Raw genomic sequence first — 23,810 nt, 5'->3', positions numbered from 1 at the left:
ACACCGGATCACGACTCGCAAAAAAACCAGCAGATCAGGAGCAGCAATGCACCGCGACGCCATCATGATGTCAGACCAGTCGGATGACGAGGGTGATTCCTCTGTCCTGACCGCGACGAAGCCAAAGACCAGGCGCCCGCCGCTTTATAAGGTCCTGCTTCTGAACGATGACTTCACGCCGATGGAATTTGTCGTGCATGTGCTGGAACGCTTTTTCGGGCTCAACCATGCGCAGGCCTTTGAGATCATGCTGACAGTGCATAAAAAGGGTGTGGCTGTCGTTGGCGTTTTCAGCCACGAGATTGCCGAAACCAAAGTGGCACAAGTGATGGATTTCGCCCGCCGGCACCAGCATCCGCTGCAGTGCACCATGGAAAAAGAAGAATAATCAGATGATTGACGCCCGGTTGCCGCTGCTGGCAGACGGCAGTGGCACAGCGCTGTCCGGTGGTGACAGAGTGGCCGTGTTCCGGCCGCCCGCGGACGCTGCTCTGCCGGGAGTGCCGCAGAACAAAACCGTGATCATCGAAGACTTCAGCCCGGCTTATGACGGCTGGACGGCTCGTGGGTACGACTGCGCGACCGCGGCAGAAGGCCGGTTCAGTGCCGCTGTCGTCTGCCTTGTGCGGTCCAAAGACGAATCGCGTGCGCTGATTGCCGATGCGCTGGCGGTCACCGACGGGCTGGTTTTTATCGACGGACAGAAAACCGACGGGATCGACAGTATCCTGCGCGAGATCCGCAAACGGGTGCCGGTCAACGGACCGGTGTCAAAAGCGCACGGTAAGCTTTTTGTAATCCCCGCGGCCGCGCCGGAGCAGTTCGAAGACTGGCGCGCCCGTCCTGCTTTGCAGCCCGGCGGGTTCTGGACTGCACCGGGTGTGTTTTCCGCGGATGCAGTTGATCCGGCATCGGACCTGCTGGTGCGGGCGCTGCCGGACAAAATGGGACGTCGCATCGCAGATCTGGGCGCGGGCTGGGGATATCTCTCGGCGCATATCCTGACCCGCAGTTCAGTCGAAACCGTGCACCTTGTCGAGGCCGGCCACCTCGCGCTCGAATGCGCCCGCCACAATGTCACCGACCCGCGAGCGCAGTTTCACTGGGCTGATGCCACGCGATGGCGGCCGCCTGAGGCGGTGGACAGCGTGGTTATGAACCCGCCGTTTCACACCTCACGGGTGGCGGACCCGGCTCTGGGTCAGGCCTTTGTCGCGGCGGCGGCCGGTATGCTGAGCCCGCAGGGGCAACTCTGGATGGTTGCCAACCGCCATTTGCCTTATGAAGAAACCCTGGGCAGTTTCTTCGCAAGGGTCAGCGAGACCGGTGGCGATAACCGGTTCAAACTCTTTCATGCAGCACGCCCGCTGCGCAAACGTGGCCGCTAAGGCCGCCGCGCATGCGGCGTCAGAAAGGATACCATGTCTTTTTCCATCAAAGGTAAAACTGCCATCGTGACAGGTGCAGCCAACGGTATCGGCCTGTCGATTGCGCGGCAGTTTGCCGACCGCGGTGCCAATGTCATGTGCGCGGATATGGACGAACGAAAGCTGAGCGAAGAATGGGGCGCCGAACAGGATGACGCCACACTGCGCTATTTCGCGGGCGACCTGCGTCAGCGCCTGACGATCGCCAATCTGGTCTCGGCCACGATCGATGCGTTTGACCGGGTGGATATTCTGGTGAACGCCTCGCGTCAGGTGATGCCCACCGATGCGATGGACGTGGAAGACAATTCGGTCTCGGTGCTGCTGGAACAGAACCTGATGACGGCGCTGCAGCTTTCACAGCAGGTTGCACGGCGTATGATCAAACAGGGCGCGGATCAGCCCGAAGGGCAGCTGGGTGCAATCGTCAATCTCAGCTCGATTGTGTCTCGTCACACCCGTCCGGAACTGATGGGATACTCAATCGCCGCCGCGGCGCTTGATCAGATGACGCGGTCCATGGCCCTGGCGCTGGCGCCCGAGCGGATCCGCGTCAATGCCGTGGCTTTCGGGTCGGTGATGAGCGCGTCGCTGAAATCCTCGCTGGTTGATCACAGTGAATGGCGCGAAGATATCCGGTCTCACACGCCGCTGGGCCGCATTGCAGGGCCAACCGAACTGGTCGAGGCTGTGCAGTTTCTGGCCGCCGAAAGTTCTGCTTTCATGACCGGTGAGATTATCACGGTCGACGGCGGTCGCAGCCTGCTTGATCCGGTGCTGGCACCCGCGCACTGACGATTGCGGGTTTTCGTCTGCCCGCTTTTGACGATAGAAAGTGTGTCAGAGAAAACTGACACTCCGGGCGCATTATGACATCCACATTCGACACTGAGAAAGACAAGGCCTCCGCCTGGTTCCACACCCTGCGTGACGACATTGTCGCGGCCTTTGAGGCGCTTGAGAGCGATCACAGCGAGGGGCCGCTTTCTGAGGCCTCTCCCGGGCGCTTTGAGGTCTCTGAGACTCACCGCACCAGCGATGACGGATCGGATGCGGGGGGCGGCCTGATGAGTGTCCTGCGGGGCGGCCGCGTCTTTGAAAAGGTCGGCGTGAATATCTCGACCGTCTTTGGCACTCTGGGAGAGCGCGCGCAGATGGCTATGGCCGCGCGCAAAGGCATCCCCGGCATGAAGGACGACCCGCGTTTCTGGGCCAGCGGCATCAGCCTCGTGGCGCATATGCAGAACCCGCATGCGCCCGCAGTCCATATGAACACGCGCATGTTCTGGACCCCGCACGCATGGTGGTTCGGCGGCGGGTCTGATCTGAACCCCTGCATCGAATATGATGAGGACACGGCGCATTTCCATGCCACACAGAAAGAGCACCTCGACCCGCACGGAGAGGCGCATTACCCGAAACTCAAAGCATGGGCGGATGAGTATTTCTATGTACCGCACCGCAACAGGGCGCGGGGCGTCGGTGGGATTTTCATGGACGATCTGTGCACCGGCGATTGGGAGGCTGATTTCAGCCTGACGCAGGACATCGGGCGGGCCTTTCTGCCGGCCTATGTGCCGCTGGTTCGCAAACGCCGCGTGCAGGACTGGTCAGAGGCAGATAAAGACACGCAGCTCGTGCACCGCGGCCTCTATGCGGAATACAATCTTGTCTATGACCGGGGTACGAAGTTCGGCCTGGAAACCGGACATGATGCAAACGCGGTGCTGATGAGCCTGCCGCCGCTGGCCAAGTGGATCTGAGCGGCGCGGCGGGTGCGAGCCTCAGTGCCAGTCAAAAAACCCGTCACCGGCTTCGGCAAGCAGTTCCTCTGCGAGGTCTTTGCCCATGCCAGCACCCTCTGACACCGGGCCCCTGCGTGATCCTGAAATTGCCTGAGAACCGTCCGGGCGCAGCACCTCTCCGCGCAGGGAGAGAACGTCGCCGCTCAGCTCTGCCAGCCCGGCAATCGGCGTTTCACATGAGCCGTCGAGCGTGAGCAAAAAGCTGCGCTCCGCCGCCAGCCTCTGCCCGGTGGATGTGTCGTGGATTTTGGCAAGCATCGCGGCGGTGTTATCGTCACTGATGCGGCGCTCAATCCCGATCGCCCCCTGGGCTACGGCAGGCAGCATATCCCCGGGATCGACCGGCGTGGCGGGTACATCCGACATGCCCAGCCGGTTAAGCCCGGCAGCCGCCAGAAAAGTGCATTCAGCGACCCCGTCAGCAAGCTTTTTAAGCCGGGTCTGCACATTGCCGCGAAACTCAACGACCTGCAGATCAGGACGGCGGTGCAGCAGTTGCGCGCGCCGCCGAAGGCTCGATGTGCCCACCACCGCGCCCTTTGCAAGCGAGGCGATATCCTTCAGGCCGTGGGCCACAAAGGCATCGCGCACGTCTTCGCGCGGCAGGTAGGTGTCGAGGATCAGCCCGTCGGGCTGCAACGTCGGCATGTCTTTCATCGAATGCACGGCGATGTGGATTTTACCCGACAGCAGATCTTCCTCGATCTCGCGGGTAAAAAGCCCCTTGCCGCCGATCTCTTTCAGCGGCCGGTCCTGGATCGCATCCCCGGTCACTTTGATGACCACGATCTCAAAACATTCCTCGGATAAATCAAAGGCCTGCGCGAGGCGCGTGCGGGTCTCATACGCCTGTGCCAGAGCAAGCGGAGAGCCGCGGGTGCCGATTTTCAGCGGGGAGTCGGGGGTGGGGAGGGTCACTGTCATGCGCCCATCTTTATGCGCGTCAATTTGGGCTGACAACCCGTCTGTCACTTGACAAGTTCTGCTGCTGCCCTGACCAAGGGCCTGGAAAAAAGAGGATGATCATGCCCCCCCGGAAAACGATACTGCGCGCTCTTGCGGGCGAGACCCTGCCCACCCCGCCAGTCTGGATGATGCGCCAGGCCGGGCGCTACCTGCCGGAATACCGCGCCACCCGCGCGCAGGCCGGGGATTTTCTGTCGCTCTGCTACAATCCGGAGCTTGCCGCCGAGGTGACACTGCAGCCAATCCGGCGGTACGGGTTTGACGCGGCGATCCTCTTTGCCGACATCCTGCTGCTGCCCCAGGCGCTTGGGGCGGATCTGTGGTTTGTAACTGGCGAAGGCCCGCGCCTCTCAACGATTACGTCGCAGGCGGATTTTGACAAACTGGGCCCCGTGGGTGACATCCACGAGACCCTCAACCCCATTTATGAAACAGTGCGGATCCTGCGGAGCGAACTGCCCGACGAGACCACGCTCATCGGCTTTGCGGGCGCGCCATGGACCGTTGCCACCTATATGATTGCCGGGCGCGGCACGCCCGATCAGGCACCGGCGCATGCGCTGAAAAACGAAAACCGCGCCGTCTTTGAGGCGCTGATGGACCGGATCACCGAAGGCACCATCGATTATCTGTCGAAACAGATCGAAGCCGGGGCGGAAGTGGTCAAGATCTTTGACAGCTGGGCGGGGTCGCTCAAGGGAGATGACTTCCGGAAATACGCGCTGGAGCCTGCCCGCGTAATCACCGCGGCGCTGAAGGCAAAACATCCCGGCATTCCGGTCATCGGTTTCCCGCGCGAAGCGGGTGACGGCTACATTGGCTTTGCAAAAGCCACCGGCGTGGACTGTGTGGCGCTCGACAATTCGGTCAGCGCTGACTGGGCTGCAAAACACGTGCAGGTCGATGGCTGCGTACAGGGCAATCTCGCCTCGACCCATATGGTCACGGGCGGGCAGGCGCTGGTTGATGAGACAAAGGCGATCGTCAGGGCCTTCTCGGGCGGGCCGCACATTTTTAATCTGGGCCATGGCATTACACCGGATGCAGACCCCGACAATGTGCAGCGGATGATTGACGCCGTGCGCGACACGTAATCGGCATTTCAGCCTTGACCCGGCAGCCTGGCTGTCATAGGTCACGCGCCGATGGCGTTATAGCTCAGTTGGTTAGAGCGAACGACTCATAATCGTTAGGTCCCTGGTTCAAGTCCAGGTAACGCCACCATCTTTCTTTGATTTTTGTCAGCTCCGGATTCGGGCAGGACGCCCCTGTCTGCGGATGCTGCGGTCTTCTGTGACGGCTGCAATAGTTACAAAGACAGGTGACAAGCCGCCTCGTCTGCAATAGCAATTTGTCAGGGATGATCGGGTCTGAGATCGCGGGATACGCGACGAACCCGGGTTTTCAGGGAGGAAACACATGAAAATCTCACGCAAGAATTTTCTGAATCTGGTGGGTGCTGCCGCACTTGCCACAGGCTTCGGTGCTGCACCGCTGGCCGCGCAGGAAGTCACACTCACAATGCACCAGTTCCTGCCACCGCAGGCCAATGTGCCAAAGCTGGTGCTGGATGTCTGGGCCGACAATGTCGAGAAAGACAGCGGCGGACGCATCAAGGTCGACCGCTATCCGTCCATGCAGCTTGGCGGCAGCCCGCCGGAGCTGATGGACCAGGCAATCGACGGAGTTGCCGATATCGTCTGGACAGTCGTCGGCTATACGCCGGGTCGCTATCCGAGCACCGAGGTTTTTGAGCTGCCCTTCATGATGACGAACGCCCGGGCCGCCTCGCGCGCCTACTGGGAAATGTTCGAGACCCACATGAAAGACACCGAATTCAAAGATGTGCACATTCTCGGCACCTGGGTGCATGGTCCTGGCCTGATCCACGCTAACAAAGAGGTGCGCTCACCTGCGGATATGGAAGGACTTAAAATCCGCGGCGGGTCGCGGCTGGCCAATGCGCTCCTGAGCAAAGTTGGCGCCACACCCGTCGGCATGCCGGTACCTGCTGTGCCTGAGGGCCTCTCCAAAGGCGTGATCGACGGCACGACGATCCCATGGGAGGTGACCGCCGCACTGAAAATCCCGGAGCTGGTGACCAATCACACCGAGTTTACGGGCAATGCGCTTTACGTGCTGACCTTTGTGCTGGCGATGAACAAAGACCGGTATGAGGGCCTGCCCGATGATCTGAAAAAGGTGATCGACGATAACTCCGGCGTTGAGTTCTCAGTCTTTGCCGGTGGCACCCAGGCCGACAGCGACGGGCCCGCCCGCGAAGCGGCTGTGGCGCGCGGCAACAACATCGTCACACTCGATGAAGCCGAAACGGCCGAGTGGAAGGCCGTCGCTCAGCCGATTTATGACGAATGGGTCGCTGAGATGAACGAAAAAGGTATCGACGGTCAGGCGCTGATCGACGAAGCGCGTATGCTCATCGATAAATACACCGAATAACTCCGGTGACAGCCGGCCCGCGGTGCGCATCCCGCACCGCGGGCTTTTTCATGCCTCCCGGAGTGCTTTATGCATCAGGCCGTCAGACTTCTTGCCCGCGCCACCGCAGTGATCGGCGGTCTGGTCCTGACCGGCCTTGTCCTGCTGACAACGGTCTCGATCATCGGGCGCTCTGCGAACAAGTGGCTGCACTCCGATTTTGCCGAACGCACGCTGGGAGACTTTGCCCGCACGCTGATCGACAGCGGCATTGGCGAAGTGAACGGCAACTACGAACTGCTGGAAGCCGGCATCGCCTTTGCGATCTTCTCCTTTTTCCCGGTCTGCCAGCTCAGCCGGGCGCATGCGACCGTTGATATCTTCACATCGCATCTGCCAGGTGCCGCCAACCGCGCACTGGCGGCCTTCTGGGAGGTGGCACTGACCGCGGCGCTGATCCTGATCTCAGTGCAGCTTTTTGGCGGTGTGCAGCGCTACTACGGCAATGGCGAGACGACGTTCTTTTTGCAGTTCCCGGTCTGGTGGGCCTATTCAGCAAGCTTTGCAGCCTCGGTCGTGACCTGCATTGTGGCGCTCTGGTGCGCGTATCTGCGTGTCGCTGAAAGCCTTACCGGCCGCACACTGATGACGCAGGAATAGGGTCGGATGGGCGCTTTCCTCGATCTGCTGCCCTTTGCGGATATGAGCCGGCTTGAGCTGGGGTTCTGGTCCTTTGCCGTGCTGCTGGGAATGATCTTTCTGCGTGCGCCCATTGGCCTTGCCATGCTGCTCTGTGGCTTTGGCGGCTGGTATTATGCGATGAACGGCAACCCGGTGCCGCTGCTGGCAAAACTCAAATCTGAAACATACACGACCTTCTCCAGCTACTCGCTCAGCATCATTCCGATGTTTCTGCTGATGGGCCAGTTCGCAACCCTATCGGGGCTCTCCAGCGCGCTCTTTAAGGCTGCCGAGAGCTTTCTCGGCCATCGGCGCGGAGGCGTTGCAATGGCGGCTGTCGGCGCCTGTGCGGGGTTCGGTGCGATATGCGGTTCGTCGCTTGCCACAGCGGCCACGATGTCGCGCGTGGCGCTGCCGGAACTGCGTCGCTACGGCTACTCGGGCGGTTTTTCCACAGCGACCCTCGCCGCTGGCGGCACGCTTGGCATCCTGATCCCTCCCTCTGTCATTCTGGTGATCTATGCGATCATCACCGAGCAGAACATCGCCAAGCTCTTCCTTGCCGCCTTCATTCCCGGCATCCTCGCGGCCCTGGGCTATATGCTGACAATCTCCGTTTATGTGCGTCTCTTTCCGAAATCGGCCGGCACGCGCCCGCCGGTGCCCATGGCCGACCGCTGGAAGGCGCTGGGGGCCACCTGGCCGGTGCTGGTGATCTTTGCCCTCGTCGTGGGCGGCATCTATCTCGGCTGGTTTACGCCGACCGAAGGTTCGGCCATCGGCGCGATGGGCACGGGGCTCGTCGCACTCCTTTCCGGCAGCCTCAACTGGCCGGTCTTCCGCGAGAGCCTGCTGGGCACCGCGCGCACAACGGCGATGATCTTTTTCATCGTGCTGGGGGCGGCATTCTACAACGGTTTTCTGGCCCTCTCGGGCGTGCCGCAGTTCATGGCCGACTGGGTGCTGACGCAGGGCTTCTCGCCCTGGCTGGTGCTCTCGATTATTCTTGTGTTCTATCTGATCTTCGGCTGCCTGATGGACAGCCTGTCGATGATCCTGCTCACTGTGCCGATTTTCTTTCCGGTGATCTCCGCGATGGATTTCGGCATGTCGCCCGAACACGTTGCAATCTGGTTCGGCATCCTCGTGCTGATCGTGGTCGAGGTCGGGCTGATCACCCCGCCTGTGGGCATGAACCTCTTCATCATCAACGCGATGGATCGCGAAACGCCGATGACTGAGACCTACAAGGCTGTGATGTTCTTTGTCGGATCGGACATCCTTCGTGTCATCATTCTGGTCATGTTCCCGGCTATTACACTCTTTCTCCTGCCGGGTTGATTCCCAGCCATCGGCTAAAAAGTGCACTAAAATGCTTTTTCCGTGAGAACCGCTTGCGACAGGCGGTCGCAGGTGCACGATAGAGCAGCTATCGCAGGTCGCATCGGAGGGAAAGACGCGTGACGAATGTTGCCGGAAACGGGGCCACGTGGTTTGTCGACCGCCACCTTGATGAAGGGCGGGGCGACAAAGTCGCTTACCGCGAGGCCGGCAGCGGCAGAGCGCTGACCTATCAGGGCCTGGCAGAGGGGTCCGGACAGGTTGCGGCTGCATTGCGTCGCGCCGGTGTGCGCCCCGAAGAACGCGCCGCGATGCTGGTGACAGATACCATCGAATTTCCGCAGATCTTTTTTGGAGCTCTGAAGAGCGGGGTCATTCCCGTGCCGCTCAACACCCTGCTTGCTGCGCCGGTCTACGATGCAATTCTGCGCGATTGCCGCGCCGCAGTTCTTTTTGTCTCTGAGGCGCTCTTTGATGTGGTCGCGCCTTTGATCGATGGCCACCCCACGCTGCGCGTGATCGTTGTCACCGGCGATCACGCACCCGCGGGCACCACCTCTTTTGACGCCTTTGTCAGGGATGCCGGGACTCTGGCTACCCAGCCTGCCTCCGATGATGAGGTCGCCTTCTGGCTCTACTCCTCAGGCTCGACCGGACAGCCCAAAGGCGTGCCACATGTACATTCCAGCATGAAGGCTACCGCCGATACATATGGCGCGCATATACTCGGCCTGCGGGAAGACGATGTGGTCTTCTCTGCGGCCAAACTGTTTTTTGCTTACGGGCTGGGCAATGCGATGACATTTCCGCTTGCCGCAGGGGCCACAACTGTGCTTTTTGCGGGGCGTCCCACACCGGCGGATATGCTCGCGGTCATGACGGCTGAGCAACCGACAGTCTTTTGCGGCGTGCCAACGCTTTACGCCGCAATGGTGGCCGGGATGGACAAAGCGGGTACGCCCGCCACCCCGCTTCGCAGAGCAATCTCAGCAGGGGAGGCGCTTCCCGAAGACGTCGGTATGCGGTGGGAGGCGCATACCGGCGTCGCCATTCTCGACGGTGTCGGATCCACTGAAATGTTGCATATCTTTCTCAGCAACCGTGCCGGGGACAATGTTTACGGCACCTCCGGTATCGCCGTGCCGGGGTATGATATGCGCCTTGTGGATGAGACCGGCGCTGAGGTCGGTGATAATGAAATCGGAGAGTTGCTGGTGCGCGGTGCTTCAGCGGCCGCGGGTTACTGGAACCAGCGCAAAAAGTCCCGCACAACATTCGAGGGCGAATGGACCCGCACCGGTGATAAATACGAACGTCGCACGGACGGACGGTATGTCTACTGCGGGCGCACGGATGATATGTTCAAGGTGTCCGGTATCTGGGTCTCGCCCTTCGAGGTCGAACAGGCGCTCGCCAGCCATCCGGCGGTGCTCGAAGCCGCTGTCGTTGCCGCCGCCGGAGAAGATGGTCTCGATAAGCCAAAGGCTTTTGTCGTGCTGCAGGATGCAGCCGACAGCGAGATCGCAGAGCACCTGAAAGAGCATGTCAAAAACCGCATCGGTAAATGGAAGTATCCGCGCTGGATAAGCATCGTGGACGAGCTGCCCAAAACGGCCACCGGCAAAATCCAGCGATTCCGGCTGCGCGGAGCCGATCAGTGAGCAACGCCTGGTCAGAACACCCGGATGGCCGCCTGAAAGCCGGCGGTAAGTCGCTGGAATATGCCTGCTACGGTCCGCCGCCCGGGTCCGGGGCGCCGACCCTTGTGCTGTTACACGAAGGCCTGGGCAGTGCTGCACTGTGGCGGGACTTCCCCGCGCGGCTGGCGGCTGAGACCGGGCTGGGTGTCTTTGTCTGGTCGCGCGCAGGATATGGGAACTCCGAAGGTGTGACATTGCCGCGGCCGCCGGATTACATGACCCGTGAAGCGGTCGAAATGCTGGGCCCGGTGATGGATGCAGCGGGGCTTCGGGACGTAATCCTTCTGGGGCATTCCGATGGCGCTACGATCGCTGCGATCTACGCGGGATCCGTCAGCGATATGCGGGTGCGTGGCCTTATCCTGGTGGCGCCACATTTTTTTACTGAGCCGCAGGGGCTTGATGCGATCCGCAAGGCCGGTGAAGCCTTTCGCACCGGTGATCTGCACGCAAAGCTCGCGCGCTGGCATAGCGATGCGGAGATGGCATTCAACGGCTGGCATGATGCATGGACCGACCCGGGCTTTGAGACGTGGAATGTGGCGGACTGCATCGATCACTGGCGCGTGCCTGTGCTCGCCGTTCAGGGCGGGCAGGACCCCTACGGCAGCCGCGCGCAGATTGATGAGATCGAGACCCGCATCTATTCCCCGCTGGAAACGCTTCTTCCTGAAAAGTGCGGTCACGCGCCACATCTCGAAGCACCGGATGCGGTGCTTGCGGCCGTCGGTGACTTCACCAAAAGGTTGATACGTCTCGAAAACGCCGATGTCGCGCCTGAGTGATCTGCCCCGCGATGTGCCGGTGCCGTCGCACGCCTATATCCCCGGACGCACTCCGCGTCACCCGGAAGACTGGTTTGATGCAATCAGACGGACGGTGCCGGACAGGGCGGGCAGCGATGTGCTGGCGGGTAGTTTCGCTCTGCGCTGTGGCAGGGCCTATTTCGATGCGGGCTATTACTGGGAGTGCCACGAAGTCCTGGAAGCAGTCTGGATGCAGACTTCTGATCCCAGCCCGGAGCGCGATATTGTGCAGGCGCTGATCCAGCTGGCCAATGCGCGCCTGAAACTGCTGATGCTGCGCCCGCATGCAGCGCGCCGGCTGTGCGATATGGTGGAGGCGCATCTGGCGCGATGCCCCTCCGGGCAGCAGCCACTGGGGCTTGACCCGAGATCCCTGCGTGCCTGGGTTCATGAAACCCGCGCGCAGAGCGAACTGCACCATAGTGCAAAATAACGATAATACCGGCGTAAACTCCGAGGATTTATGGACTCTTCTGTGAAGTATAGTTCAATATTTCAGATAAAATCCCGAAGACAGGCGGGTGGGGAGATAAGCCGTGGCTGACAGAATTGATTTCCAGACCGATCCGGACAACATGCGTCACTGGCGCGTGGAGTATGACGGCCCGGTGGCCACACTGCTGATGGATGTCAATGAGGCAGGCGGGCTCTTTGACGGCTATGAGCTGAAACTCAATTCCTATGACCTCGGCGTGGATATCGAGCTTGCGGATATTGTCCAGCGCATGCGGTTCGAGCATCCGGAGGTGCGCGTGGTCGTGATGCGGTCTGCCAAAGACAAAGTGTTCTGCGCGGGCGCGAACATCCGCATGCTTGGTGGCGCTGCCCATGCGCACAAGGTCAACTTCTGCAAGTTCACCAATGAGACGCGCAACACTCTGGAGGCGGCACTTGAGGACAGCAATCAGAACTATATCTGCGCGATCCGGGGGGCCTGCGCGGGGGGCGGGTATGAACTGGCGCTGGCCTGCAATCATATCATGCTGACCGATGACAGCACCTCTTCGGTGGCGCTGCCCGAGGTGCCGCTGCTGGCCGTACTGCCGGGAACCGGCGGGCTGACGCGGGTCACTGACAAGCGCAAAGTCCGCCGTGATCTTGCGGATGTTTTCTGCTCGGTCGAGGAAGGCGTTAAAGGCAGCCGCGCTTTGAAATGGCGTCTTGTGGATGAGCTTATCCCGAACGCGACCTTTGATGAAACGGTCGCCACCCGCGCCCGGGAAATGGCGCAGAACGCCGCCGGTCATGGCGCACAGAAAGGCATCCGGCTGACACCGCTGGAGCGCAGCTTTGACGCTGACCGCGTCACCTGGTCCACCGTCGCCTTGACGGTTGACCGCGCCGGACGCCGGGCAGACGTCACAATCACCGGCCCCGGTGAGGCCGCGGTCGCCGATATGGACGCGTTCACAGAACAGGGCGCGCAGGCCTGGATGCTGAGGTGCGCGCGCGAACTGGACGACGCCATCCTGCACCTGCGCAGCAATGAGGACGAGATCGGCCTCATTGCATTTCGCACCGAAGGCGATCCGCAGGCCGTGGTTGCTCACGAGGCGCTGCTCCTCAACAACGCGGACCACTGGCTGGCCAATGAGGTGCTGACGCTCTGGAAACGCGTTCTCAAGCGTATCGACATGACATCGCGCAGCCTGGTGGCACTGGTTGAGCACGGCTCCTGTTTCGCAGGGCCGCTCGCGGAAATCCTCTGGGCCGTCGATCGCAGCTATATGATGCTGGAAGAATTCGAGGACGATGACCGGCCGCTGGCCGGGATCACCCTGACGGAGGCCAGCTTCGGGCGCTACCCGATGGGCAACGGGCTCAGCCGTCTGGAGACCCGCTTTCTGGCCACCCCGGAACAGGTGGAGGTGCTGCGTCAGCGCGTGGGAGACACGCTGGAGGCCCCTGACGCGGAAGAACTCGGCCTTGTGACTTATGCCTATGACGATATCGACTGGGAAGACGAGGTCCGCCTCTTCATGGAAGAGCGTGCCAGCTTCTCCCCTGATGCGCTGACGGGCATGGAGGCCAACCTGCGCTTTGCCGGGCCCGAAACGATGGAGACGCGCATTTTCGGGCGCCTCACCGCCTGGCAGAACTGGATTTTTCAAAGACCCAATGCGGTTGGTCCTGAGGGTGCGCTGCAACGCTATGGCACCGGTCTCAGGGCTGATTACAACAAACAGCGGGTGTGAGCCCGCAGCACAGGACACGACGGGCGCGCGCCCTGCGACAAAAGATGGAGAAGAGACAATGGCAGACCTGATCAACGTAAGCTATGACAGTCAGATCCCCAACAACGTGGGGCTGAGCTCAGATCGCAAGGTTCTGAAAGCGCTCGAGAAATGGCATCCGGGGTACATTAACTGGTGGAACGATCTGATCCCGCAGAATTTTCAGGACAGCATGGTCTATCTGCGCACGGCGGTCTCGGTTGACCCCAAAGGCTGGGCCAAGTTCGACTATGTGAAAATGCCCGAATATCGCTGGGGCGTGCTGCTGGCGCCGGCGGTGGAGGACCGCAAAATTCCGATGGGGGAACACGTCGGCGAAGCTGCCTGGCAGGAGGTGCCGGGCGAGTACCGCAATATGCTCAAACGCCTTATCGTCATTCAGGGCGACACCGAACCGGGCTCTGTTGAACAGCAACGGTTCCTCGGTCTCACCGCGCCCTCGCTTTATGACATGCGCAACCTTTTTCAGGTGAACGTCGAAGAGGGCCGCCATCTCTGGGCGATGGTCTATCTGTTGCAGAAATACTTTGGTCGTGACGGGCGTGAAGAGGCCGACGATCTGCTGGTCCGCTCGTCGGGCTCCGAAGAAGCGCCGCGCATGCTGGGCGCCTTCAACGAGGAAACCCCTGACTGGCTGTCGTTTTTTATGTTCACCTATTTCACAGACCGTGATGGCAAGATGCAGCTTGAGAGCCTCGCGCAGTCCGGCTTTGACCCGCTGAGCCGCACCTGCCGTTTCATGCTGACCGAAGAGGCGCACCACATGTTCGTCGGCGAGACCGGTGTCGGGCGCACCATTCAGGCGACCCTGGAGGCGATGAATGCGAACGGCATCACCGATCCTTATGACATCAACAAAATCCGCGATCTGGGTGTGATTGACCTGCCGACGATCCAGAAAAAACTCAACCTGCATTACACGCTGAGCCTCGATCTTTTTGGGCAGGAGGTCTCGACCAATGCCGCCAATGCCTTCAACGCAGGGATCAAGGGCCGGTATATGGAACTCAGGATCGATGATGATCACAAACTGCAGAATGACACCTATGCGGTAACCTCTATCAGGGACGGTAAGATCCTGACCGAAGACGTGCCGGCGCTGACGGCGATCAACATGCGGCTGCGCGATGATTATGTGCGCGATGCCGCAGGTGGTGTCGGCCGCTGGAACAAGGCGATTGCCCGCGCAGGTGTGGAATTTGAACTGAAACTGCCACACGAAGGCTTCCACCGCCAGATCGGCGTCTTTTCAAGCGTTTGCGTTGATCCTGATGGCAATATCATCCCGTCAGAGGAATGGGAGAAACGCCGCGCTGAATGGTTGCCGACAAAGGCCGACGGAGATTTTATCCAGTCTCTGATGGTGCCCTGTTTCGAGCCGGGAAAATACGCTTCCTGGATTGCAGCACCCAAGGTGGGCATCGACAACAAGCCCGGTGATTTCGAATATGTGAAACTCCACATGGCTTGATCCAGATCAAAGAACCCGGCGCGGGCCTCTAAGATACTGGCCTGCGTCACGCCTCACCCCCGTGACCTTGACCCTTAAGAAGGAGACCGGACCCATGCAGACACAGAATTCAGGCACAAAATCCAGCGCGATTTGCATCGGTTGCAAAGACTGCAAAGGCATGTGTTCCGCGCTTCTCGATATGATATTCGTTCCCGATACTGTGTTGCACCGGTCCGTCGGAGCCGGATGAACCAACCCGTAAAGCAACACCTTATCGACCCTGAAATCTGCATCCGCTGTTACACCTGCGAGATGACCTGCCCGATCGGCGCGATCGAGCATGATGACAACAATGTCGTTGTCGATCCCGATAAATGCAACTTCTGTATGGACTGCATCCCGGTCTGCCCGACCGGATCAATTGATGAATGGCGCGTCGTCGACACACCTTATACCCTTGATGAGCAATACGGCTTTGAAGAGCTCCCCGATCAGGAAGACATCAGCCTTGACGCGCATCCGGACAGCGACGGCAACGAAGCACATGACGAGGCCATTGCCGCTCTGCTCGCGGATGCGCACAAAGGGGCAGGCGGCAAATCGCGCGCGCCCGCTTCAGCAACAAAGCCCACCATTAACCTCTATAACACCGGTAAACCTGCGCGGGCTGTTGTGCAGGGCAACTACCGGCTGACAGATGCCGGCAGCGAGGGAGACGTTCGCCACATCATTCTGGATCTGGCAGGGCTGCCCTTTCCGGTGCTGGAAGGCCAGAGTGTGGGGGTTATTCCGCCTGGTACGGATGCGGAGGGCAGACCGCACCTGCCAAGGCTCTATTCGGTCTCAAGCCCGCGCGACGGGGAGCGACCGGGGTTCAACAATATCTCCCTGACGGTGAAACGCGAAGAGGGCGGCGTCTGCTCCGGCTACGTCTGCGACCTGGGCAGGGGCGACGAGGTGCAACTGACCGGGCCTTTCGGGTCGACCTTTCTGATGCCCTCTGATCCGGAGGCGCATCTGCTGATGATCTGTACCGGCACCGGGTCGGCACCTTTCCGCGGATTCACCATGCGACGCCAGCGCGAGACGCCTTCGGCAAGCGACAGCATGACGCTGGTTTTCGGTGCGCGCAGCCCGCGCGACCTGCCTTACTTCGGACCGCTCAAGAAAGTACCTGACAGCTTCCTGCGCAAAGAGTTCGCCTTCAGCCGCGAAGACGGCAGCCCCAAGCAGTATGTGCAGGATAAGCTGCGCGAACAGTCGGGTCACATTGCGGACCTGCTGACGCGCGACAAACTGCACATCTACGTCTGCGGGTTGCGCGCAATGGAAGTCGGGGTGGATGATGCACTCAGCGATATTGCGGCGGGTCTGGGCCTGTCATGGCCGAACCTGCGCGACAGCCTGCGCGAGGCCGGCCAGTACCATGTCGAGACCTACTGAGATTGAAAAAATATGCGACATATTGCGCAATGTGAAGGCGCGCCCGTTGTAAGCCCGACCCTGAAGCTTAAATATGCGTTATTCTACCTCTCAGCGCCGGAGTTGCGATGAAAGACAGTCCCGCTGTAGCTGATACGGCTGCTTTGCTGATCGCCCGCGTTGCGGCCCGTGTGCGCGAAGCGCGCAAGTCAAAAGGCATGCCGCGTCGCGAACTGTCTGAGCTGTCCGGTGTTTCGCCGCGGTATCTTGCCCAGCTTGAGGCCGGCGAAGGCAATATCTCGATCGCTTTGCTGCAACGCATCGCCACAGCACTTGATCTGCGTATCGAAGCGCTGATGTCGGAAACTGCGGCCTGGGACAGCGACCTGCAACGGGTGGTGACTCTCTACCGCCAGGCCCCTGCCTCGGTACAGGACGAGGTGCGCCGCGTTCTGGCCGTTCAAAACCCTGCAGCCCTGCGGGCAAACCGTATCTGCCTGACAGGGCTCAGAGGCGCGGGAAAATCCACCCTTGGTAAACTTGCCGGCGAGACCCTGGGCCTGCCGTTTGTCGAGCTGAACTCAGAGATCGAGACGCAGACGGGCATGCCGCTGTCCGAGGTGATGGCCCTCTATGGTGAGGACGGATATCGCTCCCTTGAGGCCGAGGCACTGGCCCGCGTCATTGAACGCCATGACCGCATGATCCTTGCCGTCGCAGGAGGCATCGTCGCGGGAGAGCAGACCTATGCCCGGCTGATCGAGCGGTTTCATACAATCTGGATCAGAACATCGCCGGCAGAACATATGCAACGGGTCCGCGAACAGGGTGATCTGCGCCCCATGGAGGGCAATCCGGCAGCCATGCAACAGCTGCGCGGGCTGCTGGAAGCACGCACGCCGGCCTATGAAAAAGCCGGCGCGCAGGTGAACACGTCTAACCGGACGGTGTCGTCCTCGCTGAACGATCTGCTGGCAGTTATTGCCTCTAAACGGTTTCTGGAAGTGCACGGTGCATGAATCCGGCACCTGATCTGGCAGATGCGCTGACCGCCGCCCTGCGCGAGCTTGCTCAGCACCTTCTGCTGACCTTTGCCAACCCCTGGGAACTGGATGAAGCAATGCTGGACGCGGGCTTTGCCACCGGCGTCTGCGAGGCCTGGGATAACGACGGTCTGGAACCGGAACTCGCCCGCGCCAGCCGCAATGCGGTCACGCCGGTGCAGCAGACCAATCCGGTGCTTGTGCGTATGGTTGCTGAGGGGCGCCTGGGGCGCAGCGTCGCAGTTGGCTGGTACCGCTACCCGGGCGGCGGGGGTCTGGTCATTGACCCGCTCGTCGAAGACCTGTTGCGCGAAGAAGCGCGTTTTGCCGGCATTACGCGCGTCGATCCGGCTGCGGGGGCGCTGGCGTCTTACCTGATTGCGGGGCTGACAAATGCAGCCGCCCGGATCGTGACGCAGGAGAGATGCCGGATCACAGACATTGATGATGCCTGCAGTTCTGCGGGCATGCCGCGCCTTTTTGAGCTTGCAGATGAAACCGGTGCCCGGGCACTTTGCGCTCAGATTTCCGTGCAGACCGGGCAGGTGCCGGCACCGCTGATCGCGGCGGTGGCGGCGGGCGGTGGCCGGTTCACGGCAGACTGATCAGGATCATGGTGCCGAGGCCCCAGAGCGTCATCTGATAGTGCGTATTCTGCGCACCCTCGTGGCAGAACCAGTAGTAAAAGTAGTTGCCGACCACAAGAAACCCGGCCCAGACGGCGGTAAACGCCGTGGCCCCGAGCAGGGCCAGAACGCGCGCCGTTTCAGCCCCGGCCGTCCCCGCAATCGCCATGAGCAACGCCACAACGCCGACCCATAGCAGGATACAGGCCAGCGCTTCGACCGCGACCACCGCGCGGAAGGCAATCTTTTGTGTTCTGCGTTTTGTAATGGCGCGATGCGCGACCATGTCAAAGGCTTCGGGGTATTCGCTTTGCATGCGGGCCATGCTGAACACTTCCGCTGTATAGGTCTCATTCAGCGCCGGATGCAGAAGGTTGTCGCGCAGCCCGGTCGAAAGCCAGGCCGCAATGGCCCCGGTCGCAACGAGTTGAGCGAGTAAGATTGTGACGTCCATTTCCGGGTCCTTTCATGGCAAAGCGTCTGCGTGACAAAAAAAGGGCCGCGCAATGCACGGCCCTTCGCAGTATGGCGTCAGATCACGTCCAGGCGATCTGCTCGGGACGGATCTCAAACGAGATGTGATGATCGCCACCGACCAGACCCTCTTTGGTGTGGTTATAAAGCGACCGCCAGTAAGGCTGGATTGTTACGCCCTCTTCCTGAATAATCATCTCGCCCTGCTTCATCAGCTCGCGGCGTTTTTCCACGTCCGGTGTCGCCAGTGCCTGAGTGAGGATCCCGTCGAACTCTTCATTCGACCAGCCAAACTCGTTCCAGGCTTCGCCGGAGCGATAGGCCAGAGCCCAGATCTGAACGCCCAGCGGGCGGTGGTTCCAGTTCGTGGAGGAGAAGGAATATTTCGTCCAGTCGTTCCAGAACGTGGAGCCGGGCAGGATCGTCCGCTTGACCTTAATGCCCGCGTCGCGCAGCTGGGCTGCCACCGCGTCGGTGGTGTCCTTGCGCCATGCGTCATCAATAGAAAAGAGCTCATGCTCGAAATCACCCAAGCCCGCTTCGTCCATCAGCGCCTTGGCGGCTGCCGGATCGAACTTGGGTGCCGGTATATCGGCATATTCAGGGTGCATCGGACCGACGTGGTGGTTATGAGCCACTTCGCCGCGACCGGCATAGCCCAGCTCAAGCAGAACCGCGTTGTCCACTGCCATGGCAAGCGCCTGCCGGACGCGTTTGTCCTCATAGGGCTTCATGCCGTCAACTTCGGCCAGCTGGTTGGGCCGGATTACGATTGTGGAACCGGTGACGACCGAGTTCTGCTGCCAGCCGTCGAGCGTGTCGAAGATGTCGATGAAGTCACCTTCGATCGAATATGTCATGTCGATCTCTTCGGCTTCAGCACCCGCCACAAAAGCAGAAGGGTCGGTGCCATAGTCGATGAACTCGACGCGGTCCATATAAGCGCCGTTGCCTTCGTTCCACCACGTGTGGTCTTCGTTGCGCACGAGAACGGCTTTGACGCCAACTTCCAGCATCTCAGGCAGATAAGGGCCTGTGCCGACCGGGTTGGACAGCGCTGTGTCAGCCGTATAGGACGCCGGTACGATCGCCGCCGGATAATCTGCCATCCCGGGGATGAGCGAGATGTCGGCTGCGGGCAGGTTCAGGCGCACGGTGTGGCTGTCGACGACTTCGATCGCCCCGTCCAGTGCTTTTTCGGTTTCCGGGTCGATCAGCGTCGCGAAACGACCGGCCATCGAGTTGCCTTCCAGGCTCTTGTCACACCAGCCGGTGATGTTGCGTGCAACATCTTCTGCGGTGAAATCGCTGCCGTCGTTCCACTTGACGCCCTGACGGACGTTAAGCGTATAGACCGTCGCATCGTCATTGATTTCCCAGCTTTCAAGCAGCTTGGGCGTGAAGGTACCGTCGTTCTCATAGTGCACGAGATACTCCAGCCAGCCGCGGCTGAAGTTGGCAATCTGGCTCCAGTCATACGTGCGCGGATCTTTCAGAGCGCGGACTTCCTGCTGGATACGGACGGTGCCACCCATTTTGTGGCCTGCGGCCTGCGCGGGGCGTGCCATGCCCAGCATCGAATATGCAGTCGCGGCTGTGGCGCCGAATGCACTGGCCAGTGCCAGGAATTCGCGGCGGCTGACAGCATCTGTGCCGGACTTCGCGGCGCCGTCCAGGATGGACTGCGGCAGCGGTTTGCCGGTGCGGGTTAAAAATGTCATTTTCTTCCTCTCTGTTGTGTACGGTTCTGACCGTACGCATGCCGGATATTTCCCGGTCTGGTGATGCAGTTTATCTGCTTTTAAGACACCCCTGATCGGGGGACGGGGTGATCTTCAACAGTGAGGCGCATCGCGTCAAGCCCATCTTGGGGACCGGCGGAGACACAAAGGCTTGAGAGCCTGCGCGGCAGGGCGTAATCCCAGGGTGTGGCACGGTGAAGCACGGCACGCTGGTCCCAGATCAGAACATCGCCGACCCGCCATTTATGACTGTAAACATAGGCCGGACGGGTCACAAATGACGCTAACTCATCTATCAGTGTCGCTCCCGGACCTTGATCCATTCCCTCCACTCTGAATGCGTGGCTGGCTATGTAAAGCGCCTCCCGCCCGTTCACGGGGTTGGTCCACACTGCCCGCCAGAGTTGATCGGGCCATTTGTGAAACATCGGTAATTTTGCGAGTTCAGGCGAAATTTTTGCACGCGAGTGCGCATATCGGTGCCAGAGCCCCTTGTCGCGAATCTTTGCCCGCAGTTTTTCGGGCATATCCGCCCAACCTGCGCGGGCAGAGGCTAGCTGGGTTTCGCCCCCGGTTTCCGTTACGACGCGTCCGATCAGGATATTGGTCAGCGCCGGCACCGGCAGAAAGGTGCTGTCGCAGTGCCAGAGCATATTGGACTTCAGGTTCAGCGTGTGCAGATCGCTTTCGGAGGTTACGCTGCCGTCGTCCTGAATGTTGGACACCTCAGGCACCTTGTAAGCTTCGCCCTTTTTGCGCTCATCCGCGAGGCGGTCTTCCACGGGCCCGAACATGCGCGCAAGCCTCAGGTGCGCGTCATCATCGATACTCTGGCCGCGAAAGAGCAGCACCGAATGCTCTTCGAATGCTGCCCGGATCGCAGCGTAACCCGCCGCGTCTGTCGAACTGAGGTCGAAATCCTCGACGATCACGCCGAAGCGTTCTGCGAGCGGTGTGGTTCTGAGTTGCATCACTGCGCTCCTTTTGCTGCAATTTCTTCCGGAGAAAGATCTTTAACGCTCTCCCAGACGGCGGACTTCGCGGCATTGAGCAGCCCGTCCGGGTCCATGCGTTTTTTGACGGCGAGATGCCGGTAATCTGCGTTCTTCAGCCCACCGCCTTCGACCCGCCAGGTATGCGCGTCATAGACGGGAAAGCCGTTTTCCTCATAGGTCGCATTGATTTCGGCCAGTCGTTCCGGCGTCGTGTACCAGATGATCGGCAAATCAAAGGTCACGATCTCGCCGCCCACACGCGCAAACTCATGGTGCATCCACACGTCTTCGCCGAGCTTCGGGCGCAGGTCTGCAATGGCGGCCGGATCGGGCGGAACGGGGCAACCGACCTGCTGATAGGTGGCACTGCGATCCGCTTTGAGCACCTGCAGCGTGGTGTGGTTGTAGGAGAAATCAAAGACATGCGGCAGTTTTGCAGCCTTGCGTTCGCTCTCTGTCAGCGTCAGATCAACATGACCACCGGCCGCCTCGATCAGGGTCCGGAACCTGTCGATATCTTCGGACGGCAGCAACGAGACCAGCAGGTGATGTTCCGGGCGGATATGACCTTCGAGCCGGGGGAAATAGGAGCATATGCGCGCATCGACCGTCGTAACCAGCTTGCGCGCGATGTCGGGGGATTTTGCAAGCTGACAGCCTGCGGCATAGGCCGCCTCATAGGTCCCGAAAGTCGCAAGGCACCCGACCCAGTCGCGCGTGGGCACCGTGCGCAGAGTTACTTCGGTGATCACCCCGTTGAGGCCCCAGGCATGGTGGATCTGCAGCACATCTTCGCCTTCGAACACGTGCTCCTGCGGCACTTCTTCGACGGACTGCGCCTTAAGAGCGATAAGGTTTCCGGGGTCGCGCAGCGCGCCATTGGCGACCGACCCGATGCCAGCCGAACCGCCCGCCACAAAGCCTCCCACGGTCGCGATATCCTGGGTGGAGGGAAACATCGCCATCTCCCGGCCTTCGGGGATCAGGGCGGCATTTATATCCGCCATGAGCGCCCCGGCCTCGACCCGCACAAAACTGTCACCGATTTCAAGGATCCGGTTCATGGCCGTGGTTTCGATGATCAGCCCGCCGTCCATCGGCACGCTCTGCCCGTAGTTGCCTGTGCCGCCGCCGCGCAGCACCACGGGGCTTTTGTATTTCCAGGCCACGGCAAGACAGTGGCGCATTTCACCGGGCGTTTTTGGCCGGGCCACCAGATCGCCAAAGCATTTTTTCAGCTCGGCATTCAGCACCGGGCTGTACCAGAAAAAATCCCGGCTGCGTTTTTTCACCAGTACCGTCTCGCTGATCACCTCGACGGGGGTGAGTTCGGCTGCAAAGGCGGCCCAGTCAATATCCGTTTTCCCGGAAATGGAGGTCATTGAACAGTCTCCCGCAATACATCTGTCAGCTTAAAAAGAGGGGCGCGGCCGGCGACTAGACCAGCCAGATCAGGGGCGGTACTCAGGCGCAGGGCATCTGCTGCGGCGCCATCGACGAAGACCGGATCGAGGCCAAGGGACGCGGTGGCATCCACCGTCACCGACCGCAGCCAGCGGCCCATCGGCGGATCGAGGTGTCCGGTGAGTGTGGCGAGGTGCAGGGCAGCCATCGGGTCATGCCGGCCCACCGGGCAAAATGCATCCGCGACATTGTCTGATCCCACCACAACCGGCACGCCCGCATTCTCAAGCTCGCGCAGCCGGGTCAGCCCGCGCCGGTCCGGCGTGCCGTCCCGCCGGTCCTGCAAATAGAGGTTTGTGGTGGGCAGCGCGCAGACCGATATCCGCGCCCGGACAAGCTTGTCGAGAATGCGGGCGAGGTCATCACCATGCCGGTCTATCAGGCTGACGGCGTGTCCACAGAGCACCGGGCCTTCGAACTGTGCGCTGATCAGGGCGTCACAGATGGTTTCCAGCCCGTTGTAGTCTCTGAGTCCCTCATCGACGTGGAAATCCAGCGCGAGACCGTATTTGTCAGCAGCCCTGATCATCGCAGTCAGCCCGTCCTGCAGCCTTTCGTGGCCGAGTACAAAGGCGCCCAGAACACCACTGTCACGTGCCACGCAGCGCGCCACCCGGTCACAGAAATCATCCTCCGCGTGCTGGTCGATCCCGTTCAGCGCCGCGCATTGCAGCGTCAGACCGGCAGTCTCCCGCGCCAGACCCGTCAGAACCGACCAGTTCAACGGCGCCTCCGCTGTATCGCCCCAGTCCACATGTGTGCGCACCACGGTGCAGCCTGCGGCCTGCGCTTCGGTCAGCCCGATGCGTGCGCGGCGGGACAGATCTTCTTCGCTCCAGTTTGCTTTGTCCTCTCTTTGTGCCGCAATGGCCGCCATCAGATCGCCACCCACGGGGCCCAGCCGCGCGATGGTGTGGCATTTATCCAGATGACAGTGCGCCTCGGTGAGGGCCGGCAGCACAATGCGGGGTGTCTCTCCCGGAGTGCCGGGCTGCAACGCGCGGGCCCTGCCTTCCAGGATCAGCAGATCGCCGCGCAGGCAGTCGCCGGCAAACGTGCCGCCAAAGCCCGCTTCATCGCGCAACAGCGCGCGTGGAACAAGAACGTCATGCAGAACGGCATCGACGGGCGCGTTCATATCTCCCTCCTTCAAAGGAAATCTTCACTGCGGCCCTTGAGAAATTAATCTGTG

At 60.7% G+C, this 23,810-nt stretch carries 22 protein-coding genes and 1 tRNA gene; 17 read left to right on the top strand and 6 right to left on the bottom strand.

The window, feature by feature from the left end:
- The first annotated feature begins 46 nt into the window (after positions 1–46).
- From clpS to hemF, 4 genes are all read left to right on the top strand, one after another.
- The gene (gene clpS / locus Q0M35_RS00360) at positions 47–388 is read left to right on the top strand and encodes an ATP-dependent Clp protease adapter ClpS (protein WP_169641908.1); all 342 of its coding nucleotides are present in this window, start codon (positions 47–49) and stop codon (positions 386–388) included.
- A 4-nt stretch (positions 389–392) separates the two neighbouring features.
- A complete protein-coding gene (locus Q0M35_RS00355; protein WP_295311063.1) occupies positions 393–1,388 on the top strand; it encodes a class I SAM-dependent methyltransferase in 996 nt (331 codons plus the stop codon).
- Positions 1,389–1,421: 33 nt separating this feature from the next.
- Positions 1,422–2,222, top strand: a complete 801-nt coding sequence (locus Q0M35_RS00350; protein ID WP_295311061.1) for an SDR family oxidoreductase — start codon at positions 1,422–1,424, stop codon at positions 2,220–2,222.
- A 74-nt stretch (positions 2,223–2,296) separates the two neighbouring features.
- Complete coding sequence (gene hemF / locus Q0M35_RS00345; protein ID WP_295311059.1) at positions 2,297–3,190, top strand: oxygen-dependent coproporphyrinogen oxidase; 894 nt, start codon at positions 2,297–2,299, stop codon at positions 3,188–3,190.
- Between the two features lie 21 nt (positions 3,191–3,211).
- On the opposite strand, the gene hemC is transcribed toward hemF, so the two are convergent.
- Positions 3,212–4,156, bottom strand: a complete 945-nt coding sequence (gene hemC / locus Q0M35_RS00340) for a hydroxymethylbilane synthase (RefSeq protein WP_295311057.1) — start codon at positions 4,154–4,156, stop codon at positions 3,212–3,214.
- Between the two features lie 101 nt (positions 4,157–4,257).
- Here hemC and hemE point away from each other — a divergent pair, with 101 nt between their 5' ends.
- The 13 genes from hemE to Q0M35_RS00275 all read left to right on the top strand — a co-directional run bounded on the left by hemE (position 4,258) and on the right by Q0M35_RS00275 (position 17,922).
- On the top strand, positions 4,258–5,292 hold the full coding sequence (gene hemE, locus Q0M35_RS00335) for a uroporphyrinogen decarboxylase (protein WP_295311055.1): 1,035 nt from the start codon (positions 4,258–4,260) through the stop codon (positions 5,290–5,292).
- Positions 5,293–5,345: 53 nt separating this feature from the next.
- Positions 5,346–5,422 (top strand) — tRNA-Met (locus tag Q0M35_RS00330).
- A gap of 195 nt (positions 5,423–5,617) precedes the next feature.
- Entirely contained in the window at positions 5,618–6,658 is a 1,041-nt protein-coding gene (locus Q0M35_RS00325) for a TRAP transporter substrate-binding protein (RefSeq protein WP_295311053.1), read from the top strand.
- Positions 6,659–6,727: 69 nt separating this feature from the next.
- Positions 6,728–7,297, top strand: coding sequence for a TRAP transporter small permease (locus tag Q0M35_RS00320; RefSeq protein ID WP_295311051.1), 570 nt, complete (start codon positions 6,728–6,730; stop codon positions 7,295–7,297).
- A gap of 42 nt (positions 7,298–7,339) precedes the next feature.
- The gene (locus Q0M35_RS00315; protein WP_295311093.1) at positions 7,340–8,659 is read left to right on the top strand and encodes a TRAP transporter large permease; all 1,320 of its coding nucleotides are present in this window, start codon (positions 7,340–7,342) and stop codon (positions 8,657–8,659) included.
- A gap of 119 nt (positions 8,660–8,778) precedes the next feature.
- Positions 8,779–10,320, top strand: coding sequence for a benzoate-CoA ligase family protein (locus Q0M35_RS00310; RefSeq protein WP_295311049.1), 1,542 nt, complete (start codon positions 8,779–8,781; stop codon positions 10,318–10,320).
- A complete protein-coding gene (locus Q0M35_RS00305; protein ID WP_295311047.1) occupies positions 10,317–11,144 on the top strand; it encodes an alpha/beta hydrolase in 828 nt (275 codons plus the stop codon). Before Q0M35_RS00310 ends, Q0M35_RS00305 begins: the two co-directional genes overlap by 4 nt.
- A complete protein-coding gene (locus Q0M35_RS00300) occupies positions 11,128–11,598 on the top strand; it encodes a DUF309 domain-containing protein (RefSeq protein WP_295311045.1) in 471 nt (156 codons plus the stop codon). The genes Q0M35_RS00305 and Q0M35_RS00300 overlap by 17 nt, the downstream gene beginning before the upstream one ends.
- A gap of 103 nt (positions 11,599–11,701) precedes the next feature.
- A complete protein-coding gene (gene boxC, locus Q0M35_RS00295; RefSeq protein WP_295311043.1) occupies positions 11,702–13,360 on the top strand; it encodes a 2,3-epoxybenzoyl-CoA dihydrolase in 1,659 nt (552 codons plus the stop codon).
- A 58-nt stretch (positions 13,361–13,418) separates the two neighbouring features.
- The gene (gene boxB, locus Q0M35_RS00290) at positions 13,419–14,870 is read left to right on the top strand and encodes a benzoyl-CoA 2,3-epoxidase subunit BoxB (protein ID WP_295311042.1); all 1,452 of its coding nucleotides are present in this window, start codon (positions 13,419–13,421) and stop codon (positions 14,868–14,870) included.
- A 228-nt stretch (positions 14,871–15,098) separates the two neighbouring features.
- Positions 15,099–16,295, top strand: coding sequence for a benzoyl-CoA 2,3-epoxidase subunit BoxA (gene boxA / locus Q0M35_RS00285; RefSeq protein WP_295311041.1), 1,197 nt, complete (start codon positions 15,099–15,101; stop codon positions 16,293–16,295).
- A 107-nt stretch (positions 16,296–16,402) separates the two neighbouring features.
- Positions 16,403–17,293 carry a helix-turn-helix transcriptional regulator gene (locus tag Q0M35_RS00280; protein WP_295311039.1) on the top strand — a complete coding sequence of 297 codons (891 nt, stop codon included), beginning with the start codon at positions 16,403–16,405 and terminating at the stop codon, positions 17,291–17,293.
- The gene (locus tag Q0M35_RS00275; RefSeq protein WP_295311037.1) at positions 17,290–17,922 is read left to right on the top strand and encodes a 3-hydroxyacyl-CoA dehydrogenase family protein; all 633 of its coding nucleotides are present in this window, start codon (positions 17,290–17,292) and stop codon (positions 17,920–17,922) included. The genes Q0M35_RS00280 and Q0M35_RS00275 overlap by 4 nt, the downstream gene beginning before the upstream one ends.
- Here the strand turns inward: Q0M35_RS00275 and Q0M35_RS00270 are convergent.
- From Q0M35_RS00270 to Q0M35_RS00250, 5 genes are all read right to left on the bottom strand, one after another.
- On the bottom strand, positions 17,909–18,397 hold the full coding sequence (locus Q0M35_RS00270; protein WP_295311034.1) for a DUF2165 domain-containing protein: 489 nt from the start codon (positions 18,395–18,397) through the stop codon (positions 17,909–17,911). The genes Q0M35_RS00275 and Q0M35_RS00270 overlap by 14 nt on opposite strands.
- A gap of 82 nt (positions 18,398–18,479) precedes the next feature.
- The gene (locus tag Q0M35_RS00265; protein WP_295311033.1) at positions 18,480–20,138 is read right to left on the bottom strand and encodes an ABC transporter substrate-binding protein; all 1,659 of its coding nucleotides are present in this window, start codon (positions 20,136–20,138) and stop codon (positions 18,480–18,482) included.
- Positions 20,139–20,218: 80 nt separating this feature from the next.
- Positions 20,219–21,130 (bottom strand): TauD/TfdA family dioxygenase, encoded by a 912-nt coding sequence (locus Q0M35_RS00260; protein ID WP_295311031.1) that lies wholly within the window; start codon positions 21,128–21,130, stop codon positions 20,219–20,221.
- The gene (locus tag Q0M35_RS00255; RefSeq protein ID WP_295311029.1) at positions 21,130–22,536 is read right to left on the bottom strand and encodes an FAD-binding oxidoreductase; all 1,407 of its coding nucleotides are present in this window, start codon (positions 22,534–22,536) and stop codon (positions 21,130–21,132) included. The genes Q0M35_RS00260 and Q0M35_RS00255 overlap by 1 nt, the downstream gene beginning before the upstream one ends.
- Positions 22,533–23,756 (bottom strand): amidohydrolase family protein, encoded by a 1,224-nt coding sequence (locus Q0M35_RS00250; protein WP_295311027.1) that lies wholly within the window; start codon positions 23,754–23,756, stop codon positions 22,533–22,535. The genes Q0M35_RS00255 and Q0M35_RS00250 overlap by 4 nt, the downstream gene beginning before the upstream one ends.
- Positions 23,757–23,810: the final 54 nt, after the last annotated feature.

It is taken from the genome of Roseobacter sp., assembly GCF_024639605.1.
Lineage (GTDB): Bacteria > Pseudomonadota > Alphaproteobacteria > Rhodobacterales > Rhodobacteraceae > Roseobacter.
Note: the sequence above shows the minus strand (reverse complement) of the source record. Positions and strands in the feature narration are given on the sequence as shown.

What these genes read in the sequence shown, in the direction of transcription:
- clpS (WP_169641908.1), top strand. Translation starts at nt 47, where the DNA reads ATGCACCGCGACGCCATCATGATGTCAGACCAGTCGGATGACGAGGGT.
- Q0M35_RS00355 (WP_295311063.1), top strand. Translation starts at nt 393, where the DNA reads ATGATTGACGCCCGGTTGCCGCTGCTGGCAGACGGCAGTGGCACAGCG.
- Q0M35_RS00350 (WP_295311061.1), top strand. Translation starts at nt 1,422, where the DNA reads ATGTCTTTTTCCATCAAAGGTAAAACTGCCATCGTGACAGGTGCAGCC.
- hemF (WP_295311059.1), top strand. Translation starts at nt 2,297, where the DNA reads ATGACATCCACATTCGACACTGAGAAAGACAAGGCCTCCGCCTGGTTC.
- hemC (WP_295311057.1), bottom strand. Translation starts at nt 4,156, where the DNA reads ATGACAGTGACCCTCCCCACCCCCGACTCCCCGCTGAAAATCGGCACC.
- hemE (WP_295311055.1), top strand. Translation starts at nt 4,258, where the DNA reads ATGCCCCCCCGGAAAACGATACTGCGCGCTCTTGCGGGCGAGACCCTG.
- Q0M35_RS00325 (WP_295311053.1), top strand. Translation starts at nt 5,618, where the DNA reads ATGAAAATCTCACGCAAGAATTTTCTGAATCTGGTGGGTGCTGCCGCA.
- Q0M35_RS00320 (WP_295311051.1), top strand. Translation starts at nt 6,728, where the DNA reads ATGCATCAGGCCGTCAGACTTCTTGCCCGCGCCACCGCAGTGATCGGC.
- Q0M35_RS00315 (WP_295311093.1), top strand. Translation starts at nt 7,340, where the DNA reads ATGAGCCGGCTTGAGCTGGGGTTCTGGTCCTTTGCCGTGCTGCTGGGA.
- Q0M35_RS00300 (WP_295311045.1), top strand. Translation starts at nt 11,128, where the DNA reads ATGTCGCGCCTGAGTGATCTGCCCCGCGATGTGCCGGTGCCGTCGCAC.
- boxB (WP_295311042.1), top strand. Translation starts at nt 13,419, where the DNA reads ATGGCAGACCTGATCAACGTAAGCTATGACAGTCAGATCCCCAACAAC.
- boxA (WP_295311041.1), top strand. Translation starts at nt 15,099, where the DNA reads ATGAACCAACCCGTAAAGCAACACCTTATCGACCCTGAAATCTGCATC.
- Q0M35_RS00280 (WP_295311039.1), top strand. Translation starts at nt 16,403, where the DNA reads ATGAAAGACAGTCCCGCTGTAGCTGATACGGCTGCTTTGCTGATCGCC.
- Q0M35_RS00275 (WP_295311037.1), top strand. Translation starts at nt 17,290, where the DNA reads ATGAATCCGGCACCTGATCTGGCAGATGCGCTGACCGCCGCCCTGCGC.
- Q0M35_RS00270 (WP_295311034.1), bottom strand. Translation starts at nt 18,397, where the DNA reads ATGGACGTCACAATCTTACTCGCTCAACTCGTTGCGACCGGGGCCATT.
- Q0M35_RS00265 (WP_295311033.1), bottom strand. Translation starts at nt 20,138, where the DNA reads ATGACATTTTTAACCCGCACCGGCAAACCGCTGCCGCAGTCCATCCTG.
- Q0M35_RS00260 (WP_295311031.1), bottom strand. Translation starts at nt 21,130, where the DNA reads ATGCAACTCAGAACCACACCGCTCGCAGAACGCTTCGGCGTGATCGTC.
- Q0M35_RS00255 (WP_295311029.1), bottom strand. Translation starts at nt 22,536, where the DNA reads ATGACCTCCATTTCCGGGAAAACGGATATTGACTGGGCCGCCTTTGCA.
- Q0M35_RS00250 (WP_295311027.1), bottom strand. Translation starts at nt 23,756, where the DNA reads ATGAACGCGCCCGTCGATGCCGTTCTGCATGACGTTCTTGTTCCACGC.